General features: G+C 64.4%; 14 protein-coding genes and 1 tRNA gene. 11 read left to right on the plus strand and 4 right to left on the minus strand.

Going from position 1 to position 24,046, the window contains the following annotated elements; translation table 11 throughout:
- Nucleotides 1-31: 31 nt before the first annotated feature.
- On the plus strand, nt 32-310 hold the full coding sequence (locus ACVWWQ_RS05855; protein WP_099654121.1) for an oxidative damage protection protein: 279 nt from the start codon (nt 32-34) through the stop codon (nt 308-310).
- A gap of 171 nt (nt 311-481) precedes the next feature.
- Here the strand turns inward: ACVWWQ_RS05855 and ACVWWQ_RS05860 are convergent, their stop codons facing one another.
- Nucleotides 482-2,596: a TonB-dependent receptor gene (locus ACVWWQ_RS05860; protein ID WP_133951508.1), complete on the minus strand. Its 2,115-nt coding sequence runs from the start codon at nt 2,594-2,596 to the stop codon at nt 482-484.
- 409 nt (nt 2,597-3,005) lie between these two features.
- Between ACVWWQ_RS05860 and ACVWWQ_RS05865 the strand changes: the two genes are divergently transcribed.
- The 4 genes from ACVWWQ_RS05865 (at nt 3,006) to ACVWWQ_RS05880 (ending at nt 5,949) form a co-directional block, all read left to right on the plus strand.
- A tRNA-Phe gene (locus ACVWWQ_RS05865) sits at nt 3,006-3,081 on the plus strand.
- Nucleotides 3,082-3,398: 317 nt separating this feature from the next.
- Nucleotides 3,399-3,764 carry a hypothetical protein gene (locus tag ACVWWQ_RS05870; RefSeq protein WP_133951152.1) on the plus strand — a complete coding sequence of 122 codons (366 nt, stop codon included), beginning with the start codon at nt 3,399-3,401 and terminating at the stop codon, nt 3,762-3,764.
- A 129-nt stretch (nt 3,765-3,893) separates the two neighbouring features.
- A complete protein-coding gene (locus tag ACVWWQ_RS05875; RefSeq protein ID WP_099654110.1) occupies nt 3,894-4,184 on the plus strand; it encodes a hypothetical protein in 291 nt (96 codons plus the stop codon).
- 112 nt (nt 4,185-4,296) lie between these two features.
- Entirely contained in the window at nt 4,297-5,949 is a 1,653-nt protein-coding gene (locus tag ACVWWQ_RS05880) for a M28 family metallopeptidase (protein ID WP_133951154.1), read from the plus strand.
- An 80-nt stretch (nt 5,950-6,029) separates the two neighbouring features.
- On the opposite strand, the gene ACVWWQ_RS05885 is transcribed toward ACVWWQ_RS05880, so the two are convergent.
- On the minus strand, nt 6,030-7,016 hold the full coding sequence (locus tag ACVWWQ_RS05885) for an alpha/beta hydrolase (protein WP_457383325.1): 987 nt from the start codon (nt 7,014-7,016) through the stop codon (nt 6,030-6,032).
- Nucleotides 7,013-8,632: an alpha-glucosidase family protein gene (locus ACVWWQ_RS05890; protein WP_133951158.1), complete on the minus strand. Its 1,620-nt coding sequence runs from the start codon at nt 8,630-8,632 to the stop codon at nt 7,013-7,015. The genes ACVWWQ_RS05885 and ACVWWQ_RS05890 overlap by 4 nt, the downstream gene beginning before the upstream one ends.
- Nucleotides 8,633-9,064: 432 nt before the next feature.
- Here ACVWWQ_RS05890 and ACVWWQ_RS05895 point away from each other — a divergent pair, with 432 nt between their 5' ends.
- From ACVWWQ_RS05895 to ACVWWQ_RS05915, 5 genes are all read left to right on the plus strand, one after another.
- Entirely contained in the window at nt 9,065-11,953 is a 2,889-nt protein-coding gene (locus ACVWWQ_RS05895; RefSeq protein ID WP_133951160.1) for a TonB-dependent receptor, read from the plus strand.
- Between the two features lie 124 nt (nt 11,954-12,077).
- A complete protein-coding gene (locus ACVWWQ_RS05900; protein ID WP_133951162.1) occupies nt 12,078-13,634 on the plus strand; it encodes a tryptophan halogenase family protein in 1,557 nt (518 codons plus the stop codon).
- Between the two features lie 9 nt (nt 13,635-13,643).
- Nucleotides 13,644-15,203, plus strand: a complete 1,560-nt coding sequence (locus ACVWWQ_RS05905; RefSeq protein WP_133951164.1) for an alpha-amylase family glycosyl hydrolase — start codon at nt 13,644-13,646, stop codon at nt 15,201-15,203.
- A 25-nt stretch (nt 15,204-15,228) separates the two neighbouring features.
- Nucleotides 15,229-17,622, plus strand: coding sequence for a TIM-barrel domain-containing protein (locus ACVWWQ_RS05910; protein WP_133951166.1), 2,394 nt, complete (start codon nt 15,229-15,231; stop codon nt 17,620-17,622).
- Between the two features lie 97 nt (nt 17,623-17,719).
- Entirely contained in the window at nt 17,720-19,261 is a 1,542-nt protein-coding gene (locus ACVWWQ_RS05915) for a GH39 family glycosyl hydrolase (RefSeq protein ID WP_133951168.1), read from the plus strand.
- Between the two features lie 249 nt (nt 19,262-19,510).
- Here the strand turns inward: ACVWWQ_RS05915 and ACVWWQ_RS05920 are convergent, their stop codons facing one another.
- Complete coding sequence (locus ACVWWQ_RS05920; RefSeq protein WP_133951170.1) at nt 19,511-21,091, minus strand: tryptophan halogenase family protein; 1,581 nt, start codon at nt 21,089-21,091, stop codon at nt 19,511-19,513.
- 170 nt (nt 21,092-21,261) lie between these two features.
- Between ACVWWQ_RS05920 and ACVWWQ_RS05925 the strand changes: the two genes are divergently transcribed.
- Nucleotides 21,262-23,667: a TonB-dependent receptor domain-containing protein gene (locus ACVWWQ_RS05925; RefSeq protein ID WP_133951172.1), complete on the plus strand. Its 2,406-nt coding sequence runs from the start codon at nt 21,262-21,264 to the stop codon at nt 23,665-23,667.
- Nucleotides 23,668-24,046: the final 379 nt, after the last annotated feature.

Below are 24,046 nucleotides of genomic sequence, written 5' to 3' on the forward strand. Positions count from 1 at the left end.
CAGCCGGTATCCGCAAGCCTCGAGGAAAACCATGAGTCGCACCATTCACTGCAGCAAACTCGATATCGACGCCGAAGGCCTCGACTTCGCACCATGGCCCGGTCCGCTCGGCCAGCGCATCTACGCCGAAATCTCCAAACCCGCATGGCAGCAGTGGCTGGCTCACCAGACCACGCTGATCAACGAATACCGGCTCAATCCACTCGACCCGAAAGCGCGCAAATACCTGGGCGAGGAGATGGAGAAATTCCTGTTCGGCGGTGAGTACGCCAAGGCTGCCGGCTTCACTGCCCCTGATGCGGGCTCCTGAGGAAACAAGCGCAACCGAAAACGGCTGCACGCCGCCCCGGGGATTCCAGCCGCGTCCGGCATGACCGCCGATGATCCCGGCAGGCACGCAATACCTAGCGCGATCAGCCGCGTGTCAGTGTTCGAAAGGCGATGAGCATTCGTGCGGGCAACGACGGCACGGACAGACTCGTCAGAACGTCCACTGCGCGCCCAGCATGAAGCTGCGATCCGGACCCGGCTCGTAGTAGCGGCCATTGCCGTCGTTGACGATCACCGAACCGATGTAGCGGCGATTGGCCATGTTGTCGACGCGCGCACTCAGCTGCAGCCGCGAGGTTTTGCCGAGCGCAAAAACGTAGCTCGCGTCGAGGTCCACCAACGCATAGCCCGCGGCGTGCTGCGTGCCCATGTCGTCGACGTTGACTGCGCCCACGCCGCTCAACGTGATGCCCTCGCGCCAACCCAGCTCGTCGCCATGTTCGATGCGCAACGACCCGTAGTTGTCCGGCACGCCGGGAATCGGGGTTCCGGCAGCCACCGGCGTGGTAGCCACCACACACGGCGCGTCGGTGCAGGTCTCGAAACCGCTGCGGAAACGTGCCTGCAGATGGGTGAAACCCGCCCGCATCCGCCAGCGCGGGACCAGTTCCCCGGCCAGCGAAAACTCGACACCCTGGCGACGAGTCTGGCCGACATTCCGGTAGGTGGCGCGACCGTCCTGGTTTGTCGCCACGACAAGCTCGTCGTCAGTGTCGGCGCGAAATGCGGCGGCGTCGAATTCCAGCCGGGGATTGATCTGCCACTTGGCCCCGGCCTCCAGGTTGCGGCTGCGCGCCGGCGTAAGGTTGAAGGCAAGCCCGGGCTGGCCATCACTGCGATAACCCAGCTCGTTGTAGCTGGGCGTCTCGAAGCCTTTGCCGTAGCTGGCGTACAGGCGCAGGTTGTCCGCGGGACGAAACTGCAGCCCGGCCACCGGCGTGGTGGCCTGATACTTGACGCTGCCGCTGTCGTCCGGATTCCGCGTGGTGATGTAGAAATCGTGCTCGTCGAAGCGCACCTCGTCGTGGCGCAGGCCCAGCAACAGCGCCCAGCGATCCGCGAAATGCCAATACCACTGGGCGTATTCGGCGACGTTGTTGACGTTGTCATCCTCATCACGGCGCAGGGCGCCCTTCACTCCGAGCCGGTCGCCGACGAAATTCTCGTAGCCGGTACGGTGCTGGCGCTGGTAGTCGCCGCTGGCGCCGAGCACGAATTCATAGGCCTGTCCGGCCAACTCGCCGCGATGGGTCCAGCGCGCATCCAGGCCGCCATAATCCGTGTCGGGAGAAACCACCGCGCCACCCTGCAGGGGATTCTTTTGCGCGGCGGGTGGAATCGACAGGATCTGTTCGATGCTGCGATGGCCGTAATAGGCCATCAGGCGTATCTGATCATCGGGATGGATCTGCTGCTCGTAGATCGCGCCAAGCTGATTCTGCTGCGAGCTCTTGCGCGTGTCGTACAGGCTGGCCACGGCGGTAGCCTGGCGCGGATCGGCGTCTGCCTGCGCACGGGTCAGGCCCAGTGGATCCTGCGCCTGCGGCTGGCGAAACCGGCTCAGTACCAGGGTCAGCTTGCGCTGCCGACCCAGGTCGATGCCCAATTTCGCATTGTCCGATTCGCGGCGCACGCGGCTGTGTTGGCGATAGCCGCCGGCGAGGAATTGCGATGCGGAAATGTTGTAATCAACCGGCCCCACCATGCCGCGGGTGTCGGCGCTGTACTTGAAGCTGTCGTGACTGCCGCCGTAGATCCCGATCGTGGTCCGCGGCACCGCTGTTCCGTCCGCACTCCACAGTTGCACGACTCCCCCGGCGGCATTGCCGTAGAGCACCGAGAACGGTCCGCGCAACACCTCGACGCGCTCGGCGCTGTCCAGGTTGAAATGCGAAACCTGTCCCTGCCCATCGGGCAAGGTGGCCGGCACGCCATCGACAAACAAACGGATGCTGCGCACCCCGAACGTCGCCCGCGCGCCGAAGCCGCGGATGGAAATCTGTTCGTCCTGTGCGTAATTCTGGCGATCCCGCGCGAGGATGCCCGGTACGCCCACCACCGCCTCGGAAAAGTTCACTCCCGGTTGCCCGGAGTTCGCCGGATCTACCGTCACCACACTGAGTGCGGCTGGCACATCGAACGGTGGAATATCCAGGCGGCTCGCGTTGACCTGCACCGCCGGCAAACTCGTTTGCTTCGCATCCGTCGGCACCACTTCGCCGGCTTCGCACCGCAAAAACGCTGGGCAACACCACCAGGCCACCATCAACCATGCCCACGTCAATCGCCTGTTCCTGCCCACGATCTGGGCTGACACCGCGATCACGGACACGCTTCCCGCACCCCGCGGATCGCCGACCAAGCATGCCTCCACATCATTCCATCTCCGCCCAAGGGTTTCGCAAGGTGATTCAGTCAGCCGCAACAGTTTGATCGCGCCTGCGCGCAGGCGGCAACCACAAACAGGCTGACCGGCTGCGCCATATCCTCCGCGCCGCGATGTGTCAGGAACGTCAGCGCAACCGGTTCCACGCAGCCATGAAAGCCGCCGACAGCACCGTCAAACCTCGAACTGGTCGCTCGAACCGAGCACGCGCTCTTGACGAAACAGCACACATTCGGTCTAATGCGCGGCTCCACGCAACATCAGCAGCCTTCGTGGTTGTGCAGATTCTGGCCGGGTAGCTCAGTTGGTAGAGCAGGGGATTGAAAATCCCCGTGTCGGCGGTTCGATTCCGTCCCCGGCCACCATGTTTTTCAGTACGTTACGAAAGCCGCACTCGTTGCGGCTTTTGTTTGTGCGTCGAATAAGGTCAAGCCTGCCCGGCCCATTCGCGTCGGAGTGGCCGCAACGGCCTCTGGCAACACCGCATCTGGTCGATTTGGGTCACTCAGCGACAAGTTTTGTGTCATCCAACCTGAGCGACGTGCGAGTATCCGTGTGCGCCTCCCCCTTGCCCGGGTGCTTGCTGCGGCCCGCAACTCGCTTTGCGGAAGGTGCTTACCGCAAACCAGCCAAGTCAAACTGTGACTCATCTCACAAATTCGTGAATTGGCACAAATGCTGCTTGCTCGTGATTGAACCTCTACGGTCAGATCGAGTAATCGCCATGGACGAACATTCCTCCAAACTCATTGCAGGCCTCACGCAACGATTGCTGGCCGAACGGCTGCGGCAGCGTTATGCGAGCTGTCGCGAGGCGCTGGAAAGCCGCGCCAGCGGATCGCGCGCGCAAGCTGAGCCAACGGCAGTGTCGCCCCCTCCGTTTGCCGTGAAAACCGCCGGGCATGAGGAATCCGTGGCGCTGCCCTCGCCCGCTTCGGCGGAGCGCTTTTCCACCCTGTTTTCCCAGGCTTACAGCGCCGCGCGCCATTCGCAGGACCAGGCGCTGGCGACCCTTCTTGATCTGGGCAGACGAAACCTGGCCGCCTGAAACAACGATGTCGGCGGCCGCAAAGGCCGCGGCAATCCGGGGTTGCCATGGATGGACATGACGCCATCGGGCCATCGATGAGCGCGGGCATGCGAAAATCGGCCAAACCGACGAAGAACTCCAGAATTCATGACTTCCCCGAAATACGATTTCCGCCAGTTCCAGGAGGAACTTGCCAAGCTCGAACAGAAAGTGGAAAAGCAGCAGGTCGCCAAGCCACCAGGCAAACCACTGGGCAAGAAAGCCTTGGCGGCACAGCGCATGGCGATGGCACGCGAGGAATTTCTCGCCCTGCGCAAGAGACACGAACTTACCGTGGCGGACGTGGTGGCCTTCTTCCCCGAAGAGGAAGGCATCGCCTACCTGGAGCAACTGATCGTCGCGGCACAGGCAAAGCCACGGCGCACGCGCAAGGTCTGAAGCGGAACGTGCGTGGGGGCGAAACCGTCGCCCCATTGCGGCAGCCTTGATGGACCGGTGCGTCGTTGCTGACTAGTATCGGAGCACTCTGCCCTCCGACAGGTGACTGCCCGTGAAGCGTCTACTCCTCAGCGTTCTGGTCATGGCCGCGTTTTCGACCGCCCAGGCCACCGATCAGCCGACCTTCAGTACCGAACGGCTGTCGGCCACCGTGAAGACGCTTTCCTCCGATGCGTTTGAAGGTCGCGGACCGGCCACGCCCGCTGAAGCCAGAACCATCGATTACGTGGTGGCGCAGATGCAGGCGGCCGGCTTGCAGCCCGGCGGCGACCTTGAGAACGGCAAGCGCGGCTGGACCCAGGCCGTGCCGTTGCGGCGCAGCCAGATCGTCGGCAGCCCCTCGCTGAAACTCACGCTTGGCACCCGGCAGGAAACGCTGACCCAGGGCGAACAGATCGCGCTGCGCGCACCGATGGACGGCTCGACCGAGGTCGCCGTCGCGAACGCCCCGCTGGTCTTCGTGGGCTACGGCGTAAAGGCGCCGGAGCGTCAATGGGATGACTTCAAGGGTGTCGACCTGCACGGCAAGATCGCCGTGGTGCTGATCAACGACCCCGACTTCGAGACGGGGCACGGCGACTTCGGCGGCAAGGCGATGACGTACTACGGTCGCTGGACCTACAAATACGAAGAGGCTGCACGCCAGGGCGCGCTGGGCCTGCTGGTGATCCATGAAACGGCACCGGCTTCCTATGGCTGGGCCACGGTGAAGAACTCCAACACCAACGCGATGTTCGACATCGTCCGCGACAAGCCCGCCGCCGTGCACCCGGAGCTGGAAGGCTGGATCCAGCGGGACCTCGCGGTACAGATGTTCAAGCACGCCGGGCTCGATTTCGACACGCTGAAGAAGCAGGCGCAGACACGCGACTTCAAGCCGGTGACGCTGAAGGGCGAGAGCCTTTCAGCGAACTTCAAGGTCGATACCCAGGTGATCACCTCGCACAACATCGTCGGTCGGATCGAGGGCAGCCAGCGCCCGGATGAAACCGTGATCTACAGCGCGCATTGGGATCATCTGGGCATCGGCGCACCGGATGCCAACGGCGATCGCATCTACAACGGTGCGGTCGACAACGCCACCGGCACGGCAGCCCTGATCGAAATGGGCCGGGCCTTCGCACACGGCCCGAAACCCGCACGCTCGGTGGTGTTCCTCAACGTCACCGCCGAGGAAAAGGGCTTGCTGGGTTCGGAGTACTACGCTGCCAATCCGCTCTATCCGCTGGCCACCACCGTGGGCGTGCTCAACATGGATGCACTCGACCCGCACGGGCCGGCGCGCAACTTCACCATCTCCGGCAGCGCGAAGCTGGGCTTGCTGGACGATCTTGTGGCCGAGGCGAAGAAGCACGGCATGACCTATACCGCCGACCCGAAGCCGGATGCAGGCTACTTCTTCCGTTCCGATCATTTTTCGTTCGCCAAACGCGGCGTGCCAGCCGTGTCCTTCGGCTCGGGCAACGACTGGGTCGACGGCGGGATCAAGGCGGGCCAGGCGGCCGAGGACGACTACACCGCGAAGCGTTACCACCAGCCTGCCGATGAGTGGCAGGCCAGTTGGACCTTCACCGGCATGGCGCGCGACCTGCAGGTGCTCTACAGCGTGGGCAACGATCTGGCCAATTCCGACCAGTGGCCGAACTGGAGCAAGGACTCGGAATTCCGCGGTATCCGCGACGCTAGCGCCGCCGAGCGAAAATAAGCTTCGGGGGCAGTCACCTGCACCGCAGGAGCCCGCTGGCGGGCGATGCTCTGTCAGAAGCATCGCCCGCCAGCGGGCTCCTACGGGGTTTGCAAGGGCTGGCCGTAGGCCCAGCGCAGGAACAGCGGAAGCATCTGTTTCCATGAGGCCTGGTTGTGCACGCCACCTTGCAGCAGGTAGAGCGTGGCGTCGGCACGGTGCGATGGGTGGCTGCCGTCACCCATGTCGATCGTATAGCCGAGTTGCTTCAGGCCGCGCAGTTGAAAGCCGTCGGCGCCTCGATAGCCCTGCAGCAAATCCTGGGTGTCGTCGACGGTGTCGTTGATGCCATCGCCGTCGCGATCCTTGGTTTCCTCTGCCGTGCCCACCGCGAACCACATGCGCAGGCCGGCTCGCCGATGGCTTCGATCGACCATCAGCTGCGCCAGCCGCGTGTGCTGGACCGCCGTGGCACTGCTGCGGTCGGCGGCCAGCCAGAACGACGGCGAGAACGCACCGAGCTGACCAAACACTTCCGGGTACTGCCAGCCCAGGTTGAAGGCATTCAACGCACCCAGTGACCAGCCCAGCACGGTGCGACCGCGTGCCGATCGGCGCGTGCGGTAGTGCGCATCGACATAGGGCACCAACACCGTGGCGACCCACGCGGAATAGTCCTGCGCGCGCGTGCCGATCGGACCGATCGGCGAACCGCCGACAAGGCTGCGTCCGCTGGCGCGATCGGAAAGTCCATAGCCGCTAGCGCGATCGGCCAGCATCCTGATCGCCACCACGATGACCGGCTCGATCGACCTGTCCCGATACAGTTGCGCCAAGGTCGATGTCAGGCCCACCGCCGCCATGTCCTGGCCGTCATTCGCATACAGCACCGGATAGCGCCGCAAGGTGCCGCGAGCGTAGCCCGGTGGCAGATAGATCGTGACGTCGATCTTCTCCGGCGCGAAGGCCGTCGCATCCAGCTGCTGATGCACGACGCCGATCTCCTCGGACGCCCGTGCGGGCGACAGGCTTCCCGCGAGCAGGCAGCCCGAACACAGCAGCAGGATGAGTCGCAGGCGTACCGTCATTGCGCACTGGCGAACCATGCGCCATAACCGGGCAGACTCAACAAGCCGCCCTCAAGCGATCCCTGCCGCAAGCCGTGACCATCCAGTGGCCGCGTGTCGCTGAAGGCTGGCAGGCGTACATCGATTGGTGCGCTGCCCAGGTTGAACACCACCAGCATGCTCTGTCCGTCCAGGCGACGAATGAACGCCAGCACCGGTTCGGGCACGTCGAAAAATTCGATGTCGCCCCAACGCAAGGCCGGCTGGGACTTGCGCCAGCGCATGAAGCGCCGGAAGCCATTCAATATCGAATCCGCATCGGCATCCTGGCGGCTCACCGCCAGCGCCTGGTGCTCGGGCGGCACCGGCAACCATGGCTTGCCATTCGTGAAGCCGGCTTGCGCCTCGGCGTCGCTCCACGGCATCGGCGTGCGGCAACCGTCGCGCCCCTTGAATTGCGGCCAGAAGGCGATGCCGTAGGGGTCCTGCAATGCTTCGAACGGCAGCTCCGCCTCGGTCAGGCCCAGCTCCTCGCCCTGGTAGACGCACACCGAACCGCGCAGCGAACAGACCATCGCGGTCAGCAGGTTGGCCAGCTCGGGCGCGGGCTCGTCCCCGCCCCACCGCGTCAGCACGCGCTCGACGTCATGATTGGAAATGGCCCAGCATGGCCAGCCTTCGGTCATCTGCGCTTCCAGCGTCTGCACCGTGCTGCGGATGTGCGCCGCACTGAAATCATCGGTCAGCAGTTCGAAGCTGTAGCCCATGTGCAGTCGACCGGCGCGGGTGTATTCGGCCATCGTCGCCAGCGAATCCTCCGACGAGATTTCGCCCAGCGCAGCCACGTCCGTATAGCCGTCCATCAACGCGCGAAGTTCTTCCAGAAAGGCAAGATTTTCCGGCTGGGTGTTGTTGTAGTAGTGGTATTGGAAGGCGTACGGGTTGTCCGGGCTGAAGCCGCGGCCCACGCGCTTTTCCTTCGGCTTGGGTGGATTGTCGCGAAGCTGCTGGTCATGGAAGCAGAAGTTGATCGCGTCCAGACGAAAGCCGTCCACGCCCTTGTCCAGCCAGAAGCGCACGCTGTCCAGAATCGCCGCGCGCACCTCGGCATGATGGAAATTCAGATCGGGCTGCGAAGTGAGGAAGTTGTGCAGGTAGTACTGGCCGCGACGCGGCTCCCACTGCCACGCCGAGCCGCCGAACAGTGACAGCCAGTTGTTGGGCGCGCTGCCGTCATTCTTCGCATCGGCCCACACGTACCAGTCCGCCTTCGGGTTGTCGCGGCTTTGGCGGCTCTCACGAAACCAGGCGTGTTCGGCCGAGGTATGGCTGAGCACCTGATCGATCATCACCTTCAGACCCAATCCATGCGCCTTCGCCAACAAGGCATCGAAGTCGGCCAGCGAGCCGAACAGCGGATCCACATCGCGGTAGTCGGCGATGTCGTAGCCGAAGTCCGCCATCGGCGATTTGAAGAACGGTGCGACCCAGATCGCATCCACGCCGAGGCTGGCGACATAGTCGAGCCGCGCGATGATGCCCGGCAGATCGCCCACGCCATCGCCATTGGTGTCGAGAAAACTGCGCGGGTAAATCTGGTAGGTAACGGCGCCGCGCCACCAGGGTGCATCACTCATCGGAACGTGTCCCCTGCAACATGAGGCGGGGGCGTTCGGCCGCCCGTCATTGAATGTCGAGCAGCTTAGCGGTGGCCCGGTGGCAACCGTCACCGGTGTGCATACGTATTCATTCGTGCTGCAGTTGCGAGATGTCGCCTGCGCGTCAGGGTCCGTCGCGGCTTTTCCCGGCAGGGTGAAATTCAAGCCACGCATCGGCCGGCCCCGCAACCACCAGCCTTTTTCCAGGGCGATATTGCATCGCACCAAGCAGGATCTTTCGACTCCCATGAATACGTATGCAGGAAGTGCCTGGCTGCAGAAACCCCGGCCTACTATGCGGCCACGCTGTCGAAAAGCTCGGCAGCGCACCCGCCAACGGTCGTCGCCGACGGAAGCGCGGGGAATCAAACAACCAAGATAGACGGCGACATTTTTGCGGGAGGGGATTTCATGGTTCTGAAACAGAAGTTGCTGGCGCTGGCGATCGCATCGGTGTGCTTTGGCGTGAGCGCCACGGCTTACGCCGGAGCCGCCCCGCAGGCTGATCAATCGCAGAGCGCGCAAGATCAATCACAGGCGCACGTGACCGACAAGAGCACCCAGGACGACGGCAAACGCAAGGCGAAGAAACTCAATGCCGTTGAAGTGAACGGGTTCGTCAGCAGCATCGAGAACTCCACGGCGCTCAAGCGCAACTCCAGCACCATCGTCGAGGCCGTGTCGGCCGAGCAGGTCGGCAAGCTTCCCGGCGTGAGCATCGCCGATACCCTCGGCCGCCTGCCCGGCCTCGCCGTGCAGACCGTCAGCGGCCGGCCGCAGGTGTTGACCATCCACGGCCTGGGTCCCGATTTCTCCACGGCACTTGTCAACGGCGGGCAGCAGGTCAGCACATCCAACAACCGGGATGTGCAGTTCGATCAGTACCCCTCCAGCTGGTTCAATGCCGTCGTCGTGCACCTGAGCCCGGAGGCCGACCTCGTTGGCCAGGGCCTGGCCGGCACGGTGGACATGCAGACCATTCGTCCGCTCGAGAAAGACAAGCCGGAAGCGGCGGTGAACGCCCACTACATCTGGGACGGCATGTCACAGCTCGCCAATGGTCCGGGCGTCAGCGACAAGGGCTACAACGTCAACGGCGTGTGGGTGAACCAGTTCGCCGATCACACGGTAGGCGTCACGCTGGGCGTGGACCTGGAGTCCAACCCGGCGCAGATCCAGCATCAGGCACCCTGGGGCTACCCGACCGATGCGGACGGCAATGCCGTGGTCGGCGGCTCGAAGAACTACGGCATTTCCGACACCATGAAGCGCAGGGGCGTGCTCGCCACCGTGCAGTGGCAGCCGAACGAGCACTACACCGGCACGGTCGACATGACGTATGACAACTTCAAGGAAGTGCAGCAGGCCAAGGGCATGGAGCTTCCGCTGTACTGGGGCTCGGCCACGCTGCAACCCGGCGGCACGGTGCAGAACGGCCTGGTGACCAGCGGCACCTACACCAACCTGTCGCCGGTCATCCGCAACGACTTCAACAGCACCAGCGCGCGCGTTTACAACTTCAACTTGGACAACAAGTTCCACATCAACGAGAACTGGTCGGTCGACCTGGTGGGCAACTACTCCCGCGCCACGCGTCGCGACATCAACCTCGAGAGCTACTCCGGCAGCGGCTACAACAAGAGCGGCCCGCTCGGCACGCTGAACTTCAACGAGCAGGGCAATGGCCTGTTGTATGTCAACAACTCGGTCGACTACGGCAGCGGTGCGGTACTGACCGATCCGCAGGGCTGGGGCTCGGGCAACAACGTGGTGCAAACCGGCTTCATCAATGCGCCGCGCACGGTCGACTCACTGGCCAACCTCAAGCTCAGCGCCGAGCGTGATTTCATGAGTGGCCCGTTCTCCAGCCTGGAGTTCGGCGTCGCGGAAAGCACGCGCCAAAAGACCTACAACATCGACCAGAACTTCCTCACCCTCGGTGGCGGCCTGCTGGACCAGGGCGCCGTGCAGTCGGTGCCTTACAGCGGCAGCAGCTGCTCGCCGCTGGCCTGGATGGGCCTTGGCGCCCAGCCTTGCTACGACCCGTTCTCGATGATTTCCAACGGCACCTACACCGAGATCCCGGTGTTCATGTCGAGCCTGCCGCTGCCGCCGAACTGGAAGGTACGCGAGCGTGACACGACGCCTTACTTCCAGTTCAATCTGGATACGCAGATCGGCAACGTCAGCCTGCGCGGCAACTTCGGCATGCAGGCAGCGCGTACTCACCAGACCTCGACCGGTGAGCGCGTGGTTCCGGGCAGCTCCGTCACGGGCGGCCAGACCGCGCTGATACCGGTGGTTGGCGGCACCACGTATACCCGTTACCTGCCAAGCGCCAACCTGATCTTCGGCCTGACCACCAATGACGACATCCGCGTCAGCGCGGCCCGCACCATGGCGCGTCCGCGCATGGATCAAATGAATGCGAGCCAATCGGTCAGCGGCAACATCACTCACTTGTCCTCGACCGATCCGAACCAGTCGTTCTTCAGCTCCAACGGTGGCAACGCCCAGTTGAAGCCGACGATGGCAGACAACTACAACGTCAGCTACGAGCACTACTTCGCGAACGACTCCTCCGGCTTCCAGTGCAACTCGTCCGATGCCAAGCAGTCGGATCTGTGCCGTGGCGGTGGCGGCGGCTACTTCGCGGTGTCGGGCTACTTCCTGAAGCTGAGCGACTACATCAACCCGAACTCGGCGTACCTGTATGACTTCGCCGCATTCGTTCCGTCCTATCTGACGCCGGCGCAACAGGCGCAGCTCGGCACCACCATGGGTATCGTCAGCGGCCCGACCAACGATGGCCACGGCTACGTGAAGGGCGCCCAGGTGACGCTGAACCTGCCTGCCAACCTGATCACCCCGGCGCTCGACGGTTTCGGCGTGATCCTGACCGGCAACCGCACCAAGAGCTCGCTGGTGTACTCCGGCAACAGCAGTCCGCTCACCGTGCCTGGCCTGTCGAAATGGGTGGCGAACGGCACGCTGTACTACCAGCACAGTGGCTTCGAGGCCCGCGTGAGCGACAGCTACCGTTCCAGCTTCCTGGGCGAGGTGTCAGGCATCAGTGCCTCGCGCATCGAACAGACCTTGAAGGGTGGCAGCAGCTTCGACGCGCAGGTCAGCTACACCTTCGAACAGGGTCCGCTGAATGGCCTGACGGTGATTGCGCAGGGCTCCAACCTGGGCAACAAGAAATTCGTCACCTATCAGAACAACGATCCGCGTCAGGTGCTGAACTGGGAGAGCTACGGCCGTCGCTTCGAGGTCGGCGTCTCCTACAAGTTCCAGTAAGTCGTATCGACGCACCTCCCCACGAAGCCCCGCTGCGAACTTTTCAGCGGGGTTTTTTTCATGACTCGCGCCTTTGCCGTGGCGCGCGTGCGATATCCAAGGCAGCCGACGCAGGAGCCCTGACATGAACCAGACCGCTATCCGCGATATCGTCATTGTCGGCGGCGGTACCGCCGGCTGGATGGCCGCCGCCTTGCTCGCCAAGGCGCTGGGCTCGCAGGTGAAGATCCGGCTGATCGAGTCCGACGAGATCGGCATCATCGGCGTGGGCGAGGCGACGATCCCGCAGATCCGCCACATCAACACCTTCCTCGGCATCGACGAAAACGACATGCTCCGGGCCACCCAGGGCACGTTCAAGCTGGGCGTCCAATTGAACGATTTTGGCCGCCTTGGCGATTCGTACCTGCATGCATTCAGCGATATCGGCCTGCCACTGGGCCTGATCGGCTTTCACCAATACTGGCTGCGCGCCGTGCAGGGACGCACAAGTGCCGCGGGCGCAGGATGCGCAGGAGAGGCCGAACGCCCGCGCCATCCCGACAGCGACCTGTGGTCGTATTCGCTCAACACGCAGGCTGCTCGCGCCCACCGCTTCGCCCCCATGGACAGGGTCGGCAGCAGTTCGCTCGGCGGAATCAAGTACGCTTACCACTTCGACGCGGGGCTCTACGGCCAATACCTGCGCCGCCATTGCGACCCCGACGTCGTGCGGCGCACGGAGGGCAAGGTGGTCGATGTGCAACTGCGCGCGCACGATGGCTTCATCGAATCGGTAAGACTGGAGAGCGGCGAGACCATCAACGGCGACCTGTTCATCGACTGCTCGGGCTTCCGCGGCCTGCTGATCGAAGGCACGCTGAAAACCGGTTACGAAAGCTGGCAGCACTGGCTGCCGTGCGACCGCGCGGTAGCCGTGGCCAGCGCACGCACCGAACCGCTGTGGCCCTACACGCGTGCCACCGCGCGCACCGCCGGCTGGCAGTGGCGGGTACCGCTGCAACATCGCACAGGCAACGGCCACGTCTACTCCAGCCAGTTCATCAGCGACGATGAAGCGAGCGCGATGTTGCTGGCCAACCTGGACGGCGAAGCGCTGGCCACGCCGCGTCCACTTCGATTCACCACCGGCATGCGGCGCAAGGCATGGCAGCGCAATTGCGTCGCGCTGGGACTTGCCGCGGGCTTCATGGAGCCGCTGGAATCGACCAGCATCCACCTGATCCAGTCCGGCATCAGTCGCCTGCTGGCGATGTTCCCCGACCGCCATTGCGAGCCGGTGCTGATGGACGAATACAACCGGCAGATCCGCTTCGAATACGAGAGCATCCGCGACTTCCTGATACTCCACTACAAGGCGACTGAACGCGACGACACGGCATTCTGGCGGCAATGCGCAGCCATGGACATTCCGCCCGGACTGGCCCGCAAGATCGCGCTGTTCCGTGGCAACGGCCACCTCTATCGCGAAGCCGACGAACTGTTCACCGAAATGGCCTGGCTGCAGGTGCTGATCGGTCAGCACATCGAACCTGCCGCGCATCATCCGCTGGCCGACAGCATCAGCGACGCACAGCTGGATGGCTTCCTCGGCGACATGCGCACGCTGATCGGGCGCGCCACCGCCAGCATGCCCGACCATGCCCGTTTCGTTGCCGATCACTGCCATGCGCCCGGCTGAGGCAGCGGCATGAGCGGCTGCCGTCGGTGCTCCACGGCGTGGCTTGGCATGCTGCTGGCGCTGGCCAGCCCGACGCACGCAGCGACGCCGGCCTCATCATCCGTCACCGCGGCGAAGGCGCCTTCCGGCGTGTGGTACGAGATCTTCGTGCGCAGTTGGTACGACACCGACGGCGACGGTATCGGCGACCTCAATGGCGTTACTGCCAAACTCGACTACCTGCAGTCACTCGGCGTCAGCGGCATCTGGCTGATGCCGATCAATCCCTCGCCGAGCTACCACGGCTACGACGTCACCGACTACTACGCGATCAATCCGCAGTACGGCACGATGGCCGACTTCACACGCCTGTTGCGCGAGGCGCACAAGCGCCACATCAAGGTGATCATCGATCTGGTGATCAACCACACCAGTGACCAGCACCCGTGGTTCAAGGCCGCCCGTGACCCCTCCAGCCGGTATCACCACTGGTACCAGTGGGCCGGCCCGCGGACGAATCTGCACGCCGAAGATGCCGCCGGATCACAGGGCTGGCACGCCCTTGGCACGGCGCACTATCTCGGCGATTTCTCGCGCGCGATGCCGGACCTCGACTACGACACGCCGGCGGTGCGCAAGGAGATGGTCAAGCTCGGCCAGTACTGGCTGAAAAAAGGCGTCGACGGCTTCCGCCTCGATGCCGCCCAGCACATCTACTACGACTTCAAGGCGGATGCCGACAATCCGCTGGTACTGCGGAAAAACCTGGACTGGTGGACCGAGTTCCGCCGCGGCCTGGATGCGGTGAATCCCGCGGCGTACGTCGTCGGCGAAGTGACACGGGATTCCGCCGACGCACTGGCGCCTTACTTCAAGCCACTGGATGCGGTGTTCGATTTTCCGCTGGCGACACGGCTGATCGACTGCGCGCGCAGCGAACGCGCCGGCGATCTTGGAGCGTTGCTCGCACGCACCGACGCAGCCTATCGCAAGGTTGCCGGCAAGTCGGGCGTGGATGCACCGTTTCTTTCCAACCACGACCAGAACCGGGTGATGAGCCAGCTGGCCGGCAACCCACGCCACGTGCGCATGGCCGCCGCGATGCTGCTGACCCTGCCCGGCCATCCATTTGTCTATTACGGCGAAGAGCTGGGCATGCGCGGCGAGAAGCCCGATCCCGATCTGCGCGAGCCGATGCGCTGGCACCGCCATCCCGGTGGCATCGGCCAGACATCCTGGAAGGCCTTCAGCGCGGGCGACGACGCCGATGTTTCGGTGGATGCCGAACAGAACAGGGGCGACTCGCTGTTGCATGACTACACGACGCTGATTGGCTGGCGCCGCGACATCAGCGCCCTGCGCGACGGCGCCATTCGCGCCTGGCCGTTGGCCAATCCGCAGATCGCTGCCTGGCAGCTCGACGATGCCGACAGTCACGTGCTGGTCCTGCACAACCTTTCCGGGCAGACCCAGAACGTGCCGCTGGCCAACAGCGCTTTCCGCCATCTTCTGCGGCAGAGCGAACCCGACACCACCCTGCAGTCGGGCGGGCTTTCCCTGCCACCGTATGCCAGCGCCATCCTGGATTGACACCGTGATCCACGAGGAAACCGATATGAAGTACCGCCCCCGTATCAGCAAACCGCGCCGACCCCCGGCTGCGTGGCTATGGCTTGGCCTGGCGCTGCCGTCGTTCGGTGCGCTGGCCGCCAGCCCGGCCACCGCGCCGACCGCGCCGACGGCTCACTCCGAAGTGCACGGACTGACGATCGATCTCGGCCACGACATGGTGCAGATCGATTTCGTCGCACCCGGCATCGTGCGCTTGCATCTGTTGCCCGCCAGTCATCCCGGCGCCCCGGCGTCGTTGGTACTCGATCCGGCGCGCAGCGCAACGATCTTCGCGGCGCAGTACGCAAAGGATGCGCAAGGCGCAAGCCTCAGCACGGCCATCGCCTCGGTCCACTGGGATGAAAGGCAGCGCGAGCTGCAGGTCGACGATGGAAGCCGACACTTGCTGCTGCGCATCGACCTCGGCGCCCTTCCCCACGGCCGACTGCAGGCACGGCACGCCGTGGGTGATTCGCTGTATGGCGTCGGCGGCTACAACGCGACCGAAAACGCCTCCGCCGGCTTGCTGCGCAGCGGCCGGCAAGTCGCCAAGTCCGGCGAGCAGGGCCACGCCGGCGCGCCGTTCGTCTGGAGTACGGCCGGTTACGGCGTGCTGCTGGACAGTGACGGCGCAACGTTCGGCTTGCAGCCGGGCACGATCACCGCTACGGGACCTGGCACGAGCAAGGATGTCGACGTCTATCTCCTCATCGGCACGCCGGCACAGATGTTCGATTCGCTGAGCCGGCTGAGCGGTCGCACCCCGTTGTTCCCGAAATGGGCGATGGGCTTCACCAACAGCCAGTGGGGCATCGATCAGAAAGAACTGCTGCAGATCGTCGACACGTATCGCGCAAAGCACATCCCGATCGACAACATCACGTTGGACTTCGACTGGAAGGCGTGGGGCGACGACAACGACGGCGAGTTCCGCTGGAATCCGGTGAAGTTCCCCGATGGGCCAAGCGGCGCATTGGCGAAGGAAATGGCTACGCGCGGCATGCACCTGACCGGCATCATGAAGCCGCGCATCCACGTCGACACCGTGGAAGGCCGCTACGCCAGTGCGCACCACTTCTGGCTACCCGGCGAGAAGGTCAGCGACGACTATTTTTCGCACAAGCCGGTGCGGGACGTCGACTTCGACCTTGCCGCCGCGCGCCAATGGTTTGGTGACCTCGCCGTCAAATACGGCTACCTGCACGGCATCGCAGGGTGGTGGAACGACGAAGCGGACACTGTCGGCAGCACCACCGAATTCATGAACATGCAGCGCGCGCTCTACGACAGCCAGCGCGCCGTCTCGAACCAGCGCGTGTGGTCGATCAATCGCAACTTCTGGTTGGGATCGCAGCGCTACGCCTATGGTCTGTGGTCGGGCGACATCCAGACCGGTTTCGCGAGCATGGCCGCCCAGCGCGCGCGCATGCTCAGCGCGATCAACGTGGGTGCAATGCAGTGGGGCATGGATGGCGGCGGCTTCCGCGGCGGCACGCCCACGCCGGAAAACTACGCGCGTTGGGTGCAGTTCGGCGCCTTCACGCCAATCTTCCGCGTGCATGGGGACTTTGGCCAGAAGCGGCAGCCATGGGTCTACGGGCCGGTGGCCGAGCAAGCGGCAACCGCCGCGATTCGCCTGCGCTATGCCTTGATTCCCTACATCTACAGTTACGAACACAGCCGTCGCACGGATGGCGTCGGCCTGGTCCGCCCGCTGCTGTTCGACTGGCCGCACGACGCCAACGTGCGCAACGATATCGACAGCTGGCTGTTCGGCGACTGGTTGCTGGTTTCGCCGGTGGTCGCACAGGGCCAGACGACGAAGGACCTCTACCTGCCTGCCGGGCATTGGCTCGACTGGTTCAGCGGCAAGCCGTACGACGGTGGCCGAACCATCCATCTCGCGGTCGACGCGAAGCAATGGAGCGACATCCCGCTGTTCGTCCGCGAAGGCGCGATCATCCCGACCCAGCCGCCGATGGACTACGTCGACCAGAAGCCGCTGACCCAGCTCGACGTCGACGTGTTCCCCGCCGCTCGGCGCAGCAGCTTCGACTACTACGATGACGATGGCGTCAGTTACGACTACGAAAAACACGCGTACTTCAGCCAGCCGCTGTCCGTGCAGCGCGACGGCGACGGTGTCCGGTTCGAGGCCGGTGCGGTCAGCGGCAGCTACACGCCGGCGTTGCGCTTTTATGGGCTGAAGATTCACGGCGCGGCGGCGGGCGCGGTCACCAGCAATGGCAGGTCGCTGCCGTCCTTCGAGAATGCCGATGCCTTGCGGCACGCCAGTGGCGAGGGCTGGGCGCGCGGCCGCGATCGGTTTGGTCCGGTCACCTGGGTGCGCATCGCGGCGGGCAGCAAGCAGACCGTGTTGCTCGCCCCGCCGCGTTGATGGTCGCGGCCGGCCGAACGAAACCCGCCTCAAGGTGTAGCCTGATCCGGTGCCTGCGCCATCGCGGGCACTTTCGCCGCCACCCAGGGACGTTGCCATGTCAGCCACCCACCGTTTTTTCGCTGCCGCCTGCGCCGTCATGCTGCTGTTCGCCGGCCCGCTTGAAGCGACCTCCCCGCCGACCGAACAGATTCGCGTGGATGCGCGCGCCAGCACCACGCCGTTCCCCCACTTCTGGGAACAGGCACTGGGCTCCGGCCGCGCCTCGCTTGCCTTGCGCGACGATTACCGCAAGGATCTGGACGCCATACATCAGGCCACCGGCGTCGGCTACATCCGCTTCCACGGCATCCTCGATCACGATGTCGGACTGGTGCGGCGGGATGCCCAGGGAAAGATTTCCTGGAACTTCTCCTACGTCGACCAGATCTACGACGGCCTGCTCGACCACGGCTTCAAGCCGTTCGTCGAACTCGGTTTCATGCCGCCGGAACTGAGCTCCGATCCCGCTGCGCTGCAGGAGTTCTGGTACCACCCGAACATTGCGCCGCCGAAGGACTACGCCGAGTGGGACGCGATGATCGGCGCGCTGGCAAAGCACCTGGTCGAACGCTACGGCATCGAGGAAGTGGCCAGCTGGTACTTCGAAGTGTGGAACGAGCCGAACATCGGCTTCTGGGCCGGCAAGCCGGCGCAGTCCACCTATTTCACCTTGTATGAGCACACCGTGCACGCGCTCAAGGCCGTCAGTCCGCGCCTGCGGGTGGGCGGCCCCGGCACGGCGCAAGCCGCTTGGGTATCGGACTTCCTGCGGCACGCACACGACAGCAACCTGCCGGTGGATTTCATCAGCACCCACGTCTACGGCGATGACACCGCCGACAACGTATTGCACACCGCCGAGAACATTCCGCGTCGCGACATGGTCTGCCGCGCGGTGGACAAGGTACACGGGGAAATCGCCGCTTCGCCGTATCCGCACATGCCACTGGTGTTCAGCGAGTACAACGCCAGCTACGCCAACCTGCCCAACGTCACCGACACCGTGTTCATGGGTCCGTGGCTGGCCAACACGATCCGCGCGTGTGCCGGCAAGGTGCAGGTGATGAGCTACTGGTCGTTCTCCGACGTGTTCGAGGAACAGGGCGTGGTGCGCAACCCGTTCTACGGCGGCTTCGGGCTGATCGCCGCCGATCGCATTCCCAAGCCCGCGTTCAACGCGTTCGCGCTGCTGCACAAGCTGGGCGACCAGCAACTGCCGGCAGACTCCGACTCCGCCCTGGTCACCCGCCGCGCAGACGGCACGCTGGTGATCGCGCTGTGGAACTACGCCCCGCCCGTCGGCGACACCGCCAACTACACCGCGGGCAAACCCGGCGGCGCCACGAAGCATTTCAGCCTCGCCCTGCAAAACCTGCCTGCCTCCGCCCATGCCACCATCTGGCGCGTGGACGAAACCCACGGCAATGCCATCGCCGCGTTCGACGCGATGGGTCGACCGGACTCTCCCAGCCGTTCGCAGATCGCGCAGTTGCGCGAAGCCGGCAAGCTGGCCGCACCGGAAACGATGGACGTGCACCACGGCAAGCTCGCGCTCGACGTGCCGGTGCAGGGGCTGGTGGTGATCGAGTTGCGTTGATTCGGCTTTCGCACCGCGTGATCGGCGCGCAAAGACCGCTGCCCGTGGCATCGCCGTCGGAAGCTTTTGTAGGAGCGCACCCTGTGCGCGATGCTCTTCGTCATGTCGAGCAAGAGCATCGCGCACAAGGTGCGCTCCTACAGATGACCCGGCCGACGCGATGTAGGGCGGACATTGTCCGCCGCTCTTTGCGGCAGCAGCCGGCGGGCGGCGCCCGCCCTACCGATGCGCCGCGGAACTTGCCTCAGCTCACGCGTCCACCGCCACGCGCCGCTCCATGTGCTGCGCGTGCTCGCGACACAGCTGCTCGACTAGGGCGCGATGATCCGGCAGATCGTTCAGCGCATGCCCGGCCATCTGCTGGATCATCGCGAACTCGCGCTGCGCGGCATCCATCTGCGTGTACGCGCTGCGCATCGGCTCCAGGTCGGTCTTGAATTCCATGCCGTACAGCACGTACTGCCAGCTGGCCGGCATGAACATTTCCAGGTCGGTGACGAAGTCCAGGCGGTGTGGCGGACGGTGGCGCCACAGCGCCAGACGATCCTGCAGCGTCTGCGGAATGCTGGCCGCATCGGCGTTGTCGATCCAGAACGCGTGGTCGCGACGTTGCGACAGGCAGTAGTGCATCTTGATGAAGTCGATGATTCGCTCGTAGCGCGCCACCATCATCTGGTTGTAGTGGCGCGCGCTGCGTTCCATGTCGTCGAGATCACCTGGCAGCAGATGCGTGATCAGGTAGGCACCCAGCTCGACCAGCGCGATGCCGGTGGATTCCAGCGGTTCGACGAAGCCGCCGGCCAGGCCCACCGCCACGCAGTTGCGCCGCCAGTGTTCCGGCCGGTAGCCGGTTTCGAACTTGAGGTGCAACGCCTCCAGTCCCGCCGCCTGCTCGCCGACGTAGCGGCGGATGATGTCCTCCGCGCGCGTGGCATCGGCATGTCGCGAGGAATACACGTAGCCGATGCCGCGCCGCGTCTGCAGGCTGATGTCCCAGATCCAGCCCGCCTCCTGCGCAGTGGCACGGGTGAATGGCAGGATCGGTGCGTCGGGTTGCTGGTATGGCACCTGCAAGGCCACCGCGCGATCGACAAACAGCACGTCGCGCCGGCTGTGGAACGGCGACTGCATCGCGCCACCGATCAGCGCACCGCGCAGGCCGGTGCAGTCCACGTAGAGGTCGGCTTTGAGATCACCGATCTCGCGCGTGACGATGCGCGCAATCGCACCGGAGTCATCCAGCTCCGCGCGCTCCACCGTCGCCAGATGACGCGTGATGCCCAGTTGCTGGCCGTGCTCTGCCAGCACCTTGGCAAAGCAGGCCGCGTCGAAATGGTAGGCGTGGTTCATCGGCCCCTGGTAGTCGGGATCGGTGGCCCGCTTCGGTGCGCGGCCGTGGTCGATCAGTCGCTGCTGCATGGTCACCGCGTCGGCGAACGAGGTGCCTTCCGGCGCGCCACCGAGCAGCCAGTACGGCAGCAACTCCGGGCTGCCGGGACGCTGGCTGGGCTGGCTGAAGGGATGGAAGAAGCGGTCCGCTCCCGCTGTGCCGGGCGGACGCAGCCAGTTCACGTACTGGATGCCCTGCTTGAAGGTCGCGTTGGCGCCGGCCAGGAAACGGCGTTCATCCAGGCCGATCGCGGCAAGGGTGCCGCGGATCGACGGGAACGTCGCCTCGCCCACCCCGAGCAAGGCGATATTCGGTGACTCGACCAGCTCGACCTGAATGCTGGCAGACGCAGCGCTATTGAGCGTCTTGGCCAGATAGCAGGCGGTAAGCCAGCCCGCGGTGCCGCCGCCCACCACCAGAATCTTTTGAATGCGTGACATTTCGCGCCCTCCGCCGCTTGCTGCAGAGCAACAAGCCAAGCATGGAATTTCGCAGTAGGATCGGCCCCGATGACAGCGCTGTCATACATCTTGACAGCGCTGTCATTCCGCACAATACCGCATGTCCACGACTACTGCATGTCCACGACGATCTTTGGGGAGAGGGTGAAATGAAATTACGCTACTCGGCTTTGTACCTCGCGATGACCGCGATCCTTGCCTCCGGCACCGTCTGCGCCGCAGGTCAGGACACTGCCCCGCAGAAAGCGGCGGATGCGCGCAAGGTGAAGGATCTGGACAGCGTCCAGGTCACCGCCACCAAACGCGAAACCCCGCTGCAGAAAACCCCCGTCGCGATCAGCGTGATCAGTGCCGACTCGCTCGACAAGGAGCGGGTGATGACGGTGCAGGACATCACCAAGCTGGTGCCCGGTTTCCAGGCCACCTCGCAGGGTGACCATGGCGTGGTCACCCTGACCATGCGCGGCATCGGCAACGACAGCGCCAAGACCGAATACGCCGATCCGGAAGTGGCGATGTTCATCGACGGCGTGTACTCGCCGCGACCGGAGGCGGCCGCCGGCCTGCTGCTGGACATCGACAGCGTGGAAGTGCTGCGCGGACCGCAGGGCACGCTGTGGGGCCGCAACTCCACCGCCGGCGTGGTCAACTTCCAGACCGGCAAACCGGACCTCAGCGGCTTCTACGGCAACGCGCAGATCGAAGCTGGCAACTACAGCCACGTCGGCACCCGCGCCACGGTCAACCTGCCGATCAGCAGTACCTTCGGCGTGCGCGTGGCGATCGCGCAGGAACAGCATGACGGCTACGTCAACTATCAGAACCCGTCGAAACAGCTGCCCAGCCTGGCCGACCAGCAAGCCGCCTACCTGAGCAATGGCGGCACGCTCGCCACGTTCCAGCCGATCAATGCCAGCGACTACGTGACCGGCGGCGACAAGTACAACGCGCAGGACCAGTCCGCCGCGCGCGTCAGCGCCCTGTGGCAGCCCAGCGACGCGTTCACCTGGAACCTGTCGTGGGAGTACTTTCGCGACCGCGGCACGCCGGGCATGAGCCTGATGCAGCAGCCGCGCGCCGGGCAGGATTTCTGGTCCGCGCTGATCGATACCGCGCCCTACCTCAAGCGTGATTCGAACACGGTGCGCAGCCGGATGGACTTCAAGATCGGCGACTCGATGCTGCTGAGCTACGTGGCCGGCTTCAACCGCTTCTCCGGCAAGAGCAACTACGACCAGGACAACGGCGCCCAGGTGCCGACCAGCTTCAACACCGGCGCCTCGTATCAGGCCGACCGCACCAACTCCTCCAACTACAGCAACTACAGCCACGAGCTGGACCTGAAGTCCACCGGTGACAACAAGGTCGACTGGATCCTCGGTGCGTACTACGCCGCCGAAGACAACAACATCCGCTTCGACATCCCGATCTTGAACGGCACCTCGCAAGGCACCGTGTCGTGGCAGGGCTCGTTCATCCAGCCCAAGGAAACGGTGAAGTCGACCGCGTTCTTCGGCCAGGCCACGTGGCACATCACCGACGGCCTGCGCCTGACCGGTGGCGCGCGCTGGTCCAACGACAAGAAGGCGAACGTCGGCGGTCGCGGCTGGGGCTGGGCGTATGACCCGAACGTGCCGCAGGTGCCGATCGCGCCGGATGTCGAGCCGGGCAACGTGGGCTTCAATGTCTCCACCGTCAACGACGCGAAGTACAAAAAGAGCAAGGTGACCTGGCTGGGCCGACTGGATGCCGACGTGGGCCAGCATGGGCTGGTGTATGCCAGCGTATCCACCGGCTACAAGTCCGGCGGCACCCAGGATGCGGGCACGCTGTATGAGCCGGAGACGCTGACCAACTACGAAGTCGGCTCGAAGTTCAGCTTCCTCGACGGTCATCTGACCTGGAACAGCGCGATCTACTACGAGCAGTTCAAGAACTTCCAGCTGGCGGCGCCAATCACCTACCCCGATGGCAACCGCGGGCTGGGCTTCTCCAACGTCAAGGGCACCACCAAGGTAATGGGCTTCGAGTCCGAGCTGGCCTATTCCAGTCAGGACGACCGCCTCAACCTGGTGTTCTCGGCGATCCCGAAGAAGGAACTGGGCACCCTGAAATACGCCGGCAGCAACGACTACCAGGGCCTGCCCGCCTGCGCGCCGGTATCCGGCATCAGCAACTGCGTCGACGTCAGCGGCAACGACCTGCCGCACGCGCCGAACGTGTCGCTGACCGCGATCTACGAGCACGACTTCCACCTGGCCAACGGTGGCCGCGTCACGCCGCGCCTGTCCGCGCAGTACCAGAGCTCGCAGTGGCTGAGCACGTTCAACCTCGGCGCCGGTGACCAGCAGAAGGCCTATACGCGCGGCGATGTGTCGGTGCGCTACACCGAGCCGCAGGATCGCTGGTGGGTCTCGGCCTACGTGCAGAACGTGGCCGACGGCAAGGTACGCACCAGCGCCGGTCGCTTCGCCCTGCCCGACAACAGCTATATCTACACCTCGCAATACCTGCCGCCGCGCACCTACGGCGTCACCGTCGGCGTCTGGTTCTAGCGGCGATCGGCAAAAGGCGATGATGCGGCGGTCCACGGATGGATCGCCTCATTCAGGCGCTACCGCTGCCTGATTTGCGTAGCAGGACACGGAAAGCTGCCGGTCGCGGCGCTTCCATCGATACAGGCTCTTCTTCCTCGATTCTGTACTTCAGGCGTTCTTCTGGCGACCGCCCTCCCCCGGGTCGCCACTGGATGCCCCGGCAACGGGGCATCCTTTTTTTGCGTCGCGAATCGCCGTGCCATTCGTAGGGCGGGCACCGCCCGCCGCTTTTGCGCCTGCTCGCGACCAGGGCCGGCGGGCGATGCCCGCCCCACGAACGCCACAGCGACGGGGGCATCATTTTCAAACGCCCGGGATCATCAAGCCCCTCACAGGA

Source organism: Rhodanobacter sp. TND4EL1 (genome assembly GCF_054061035.1).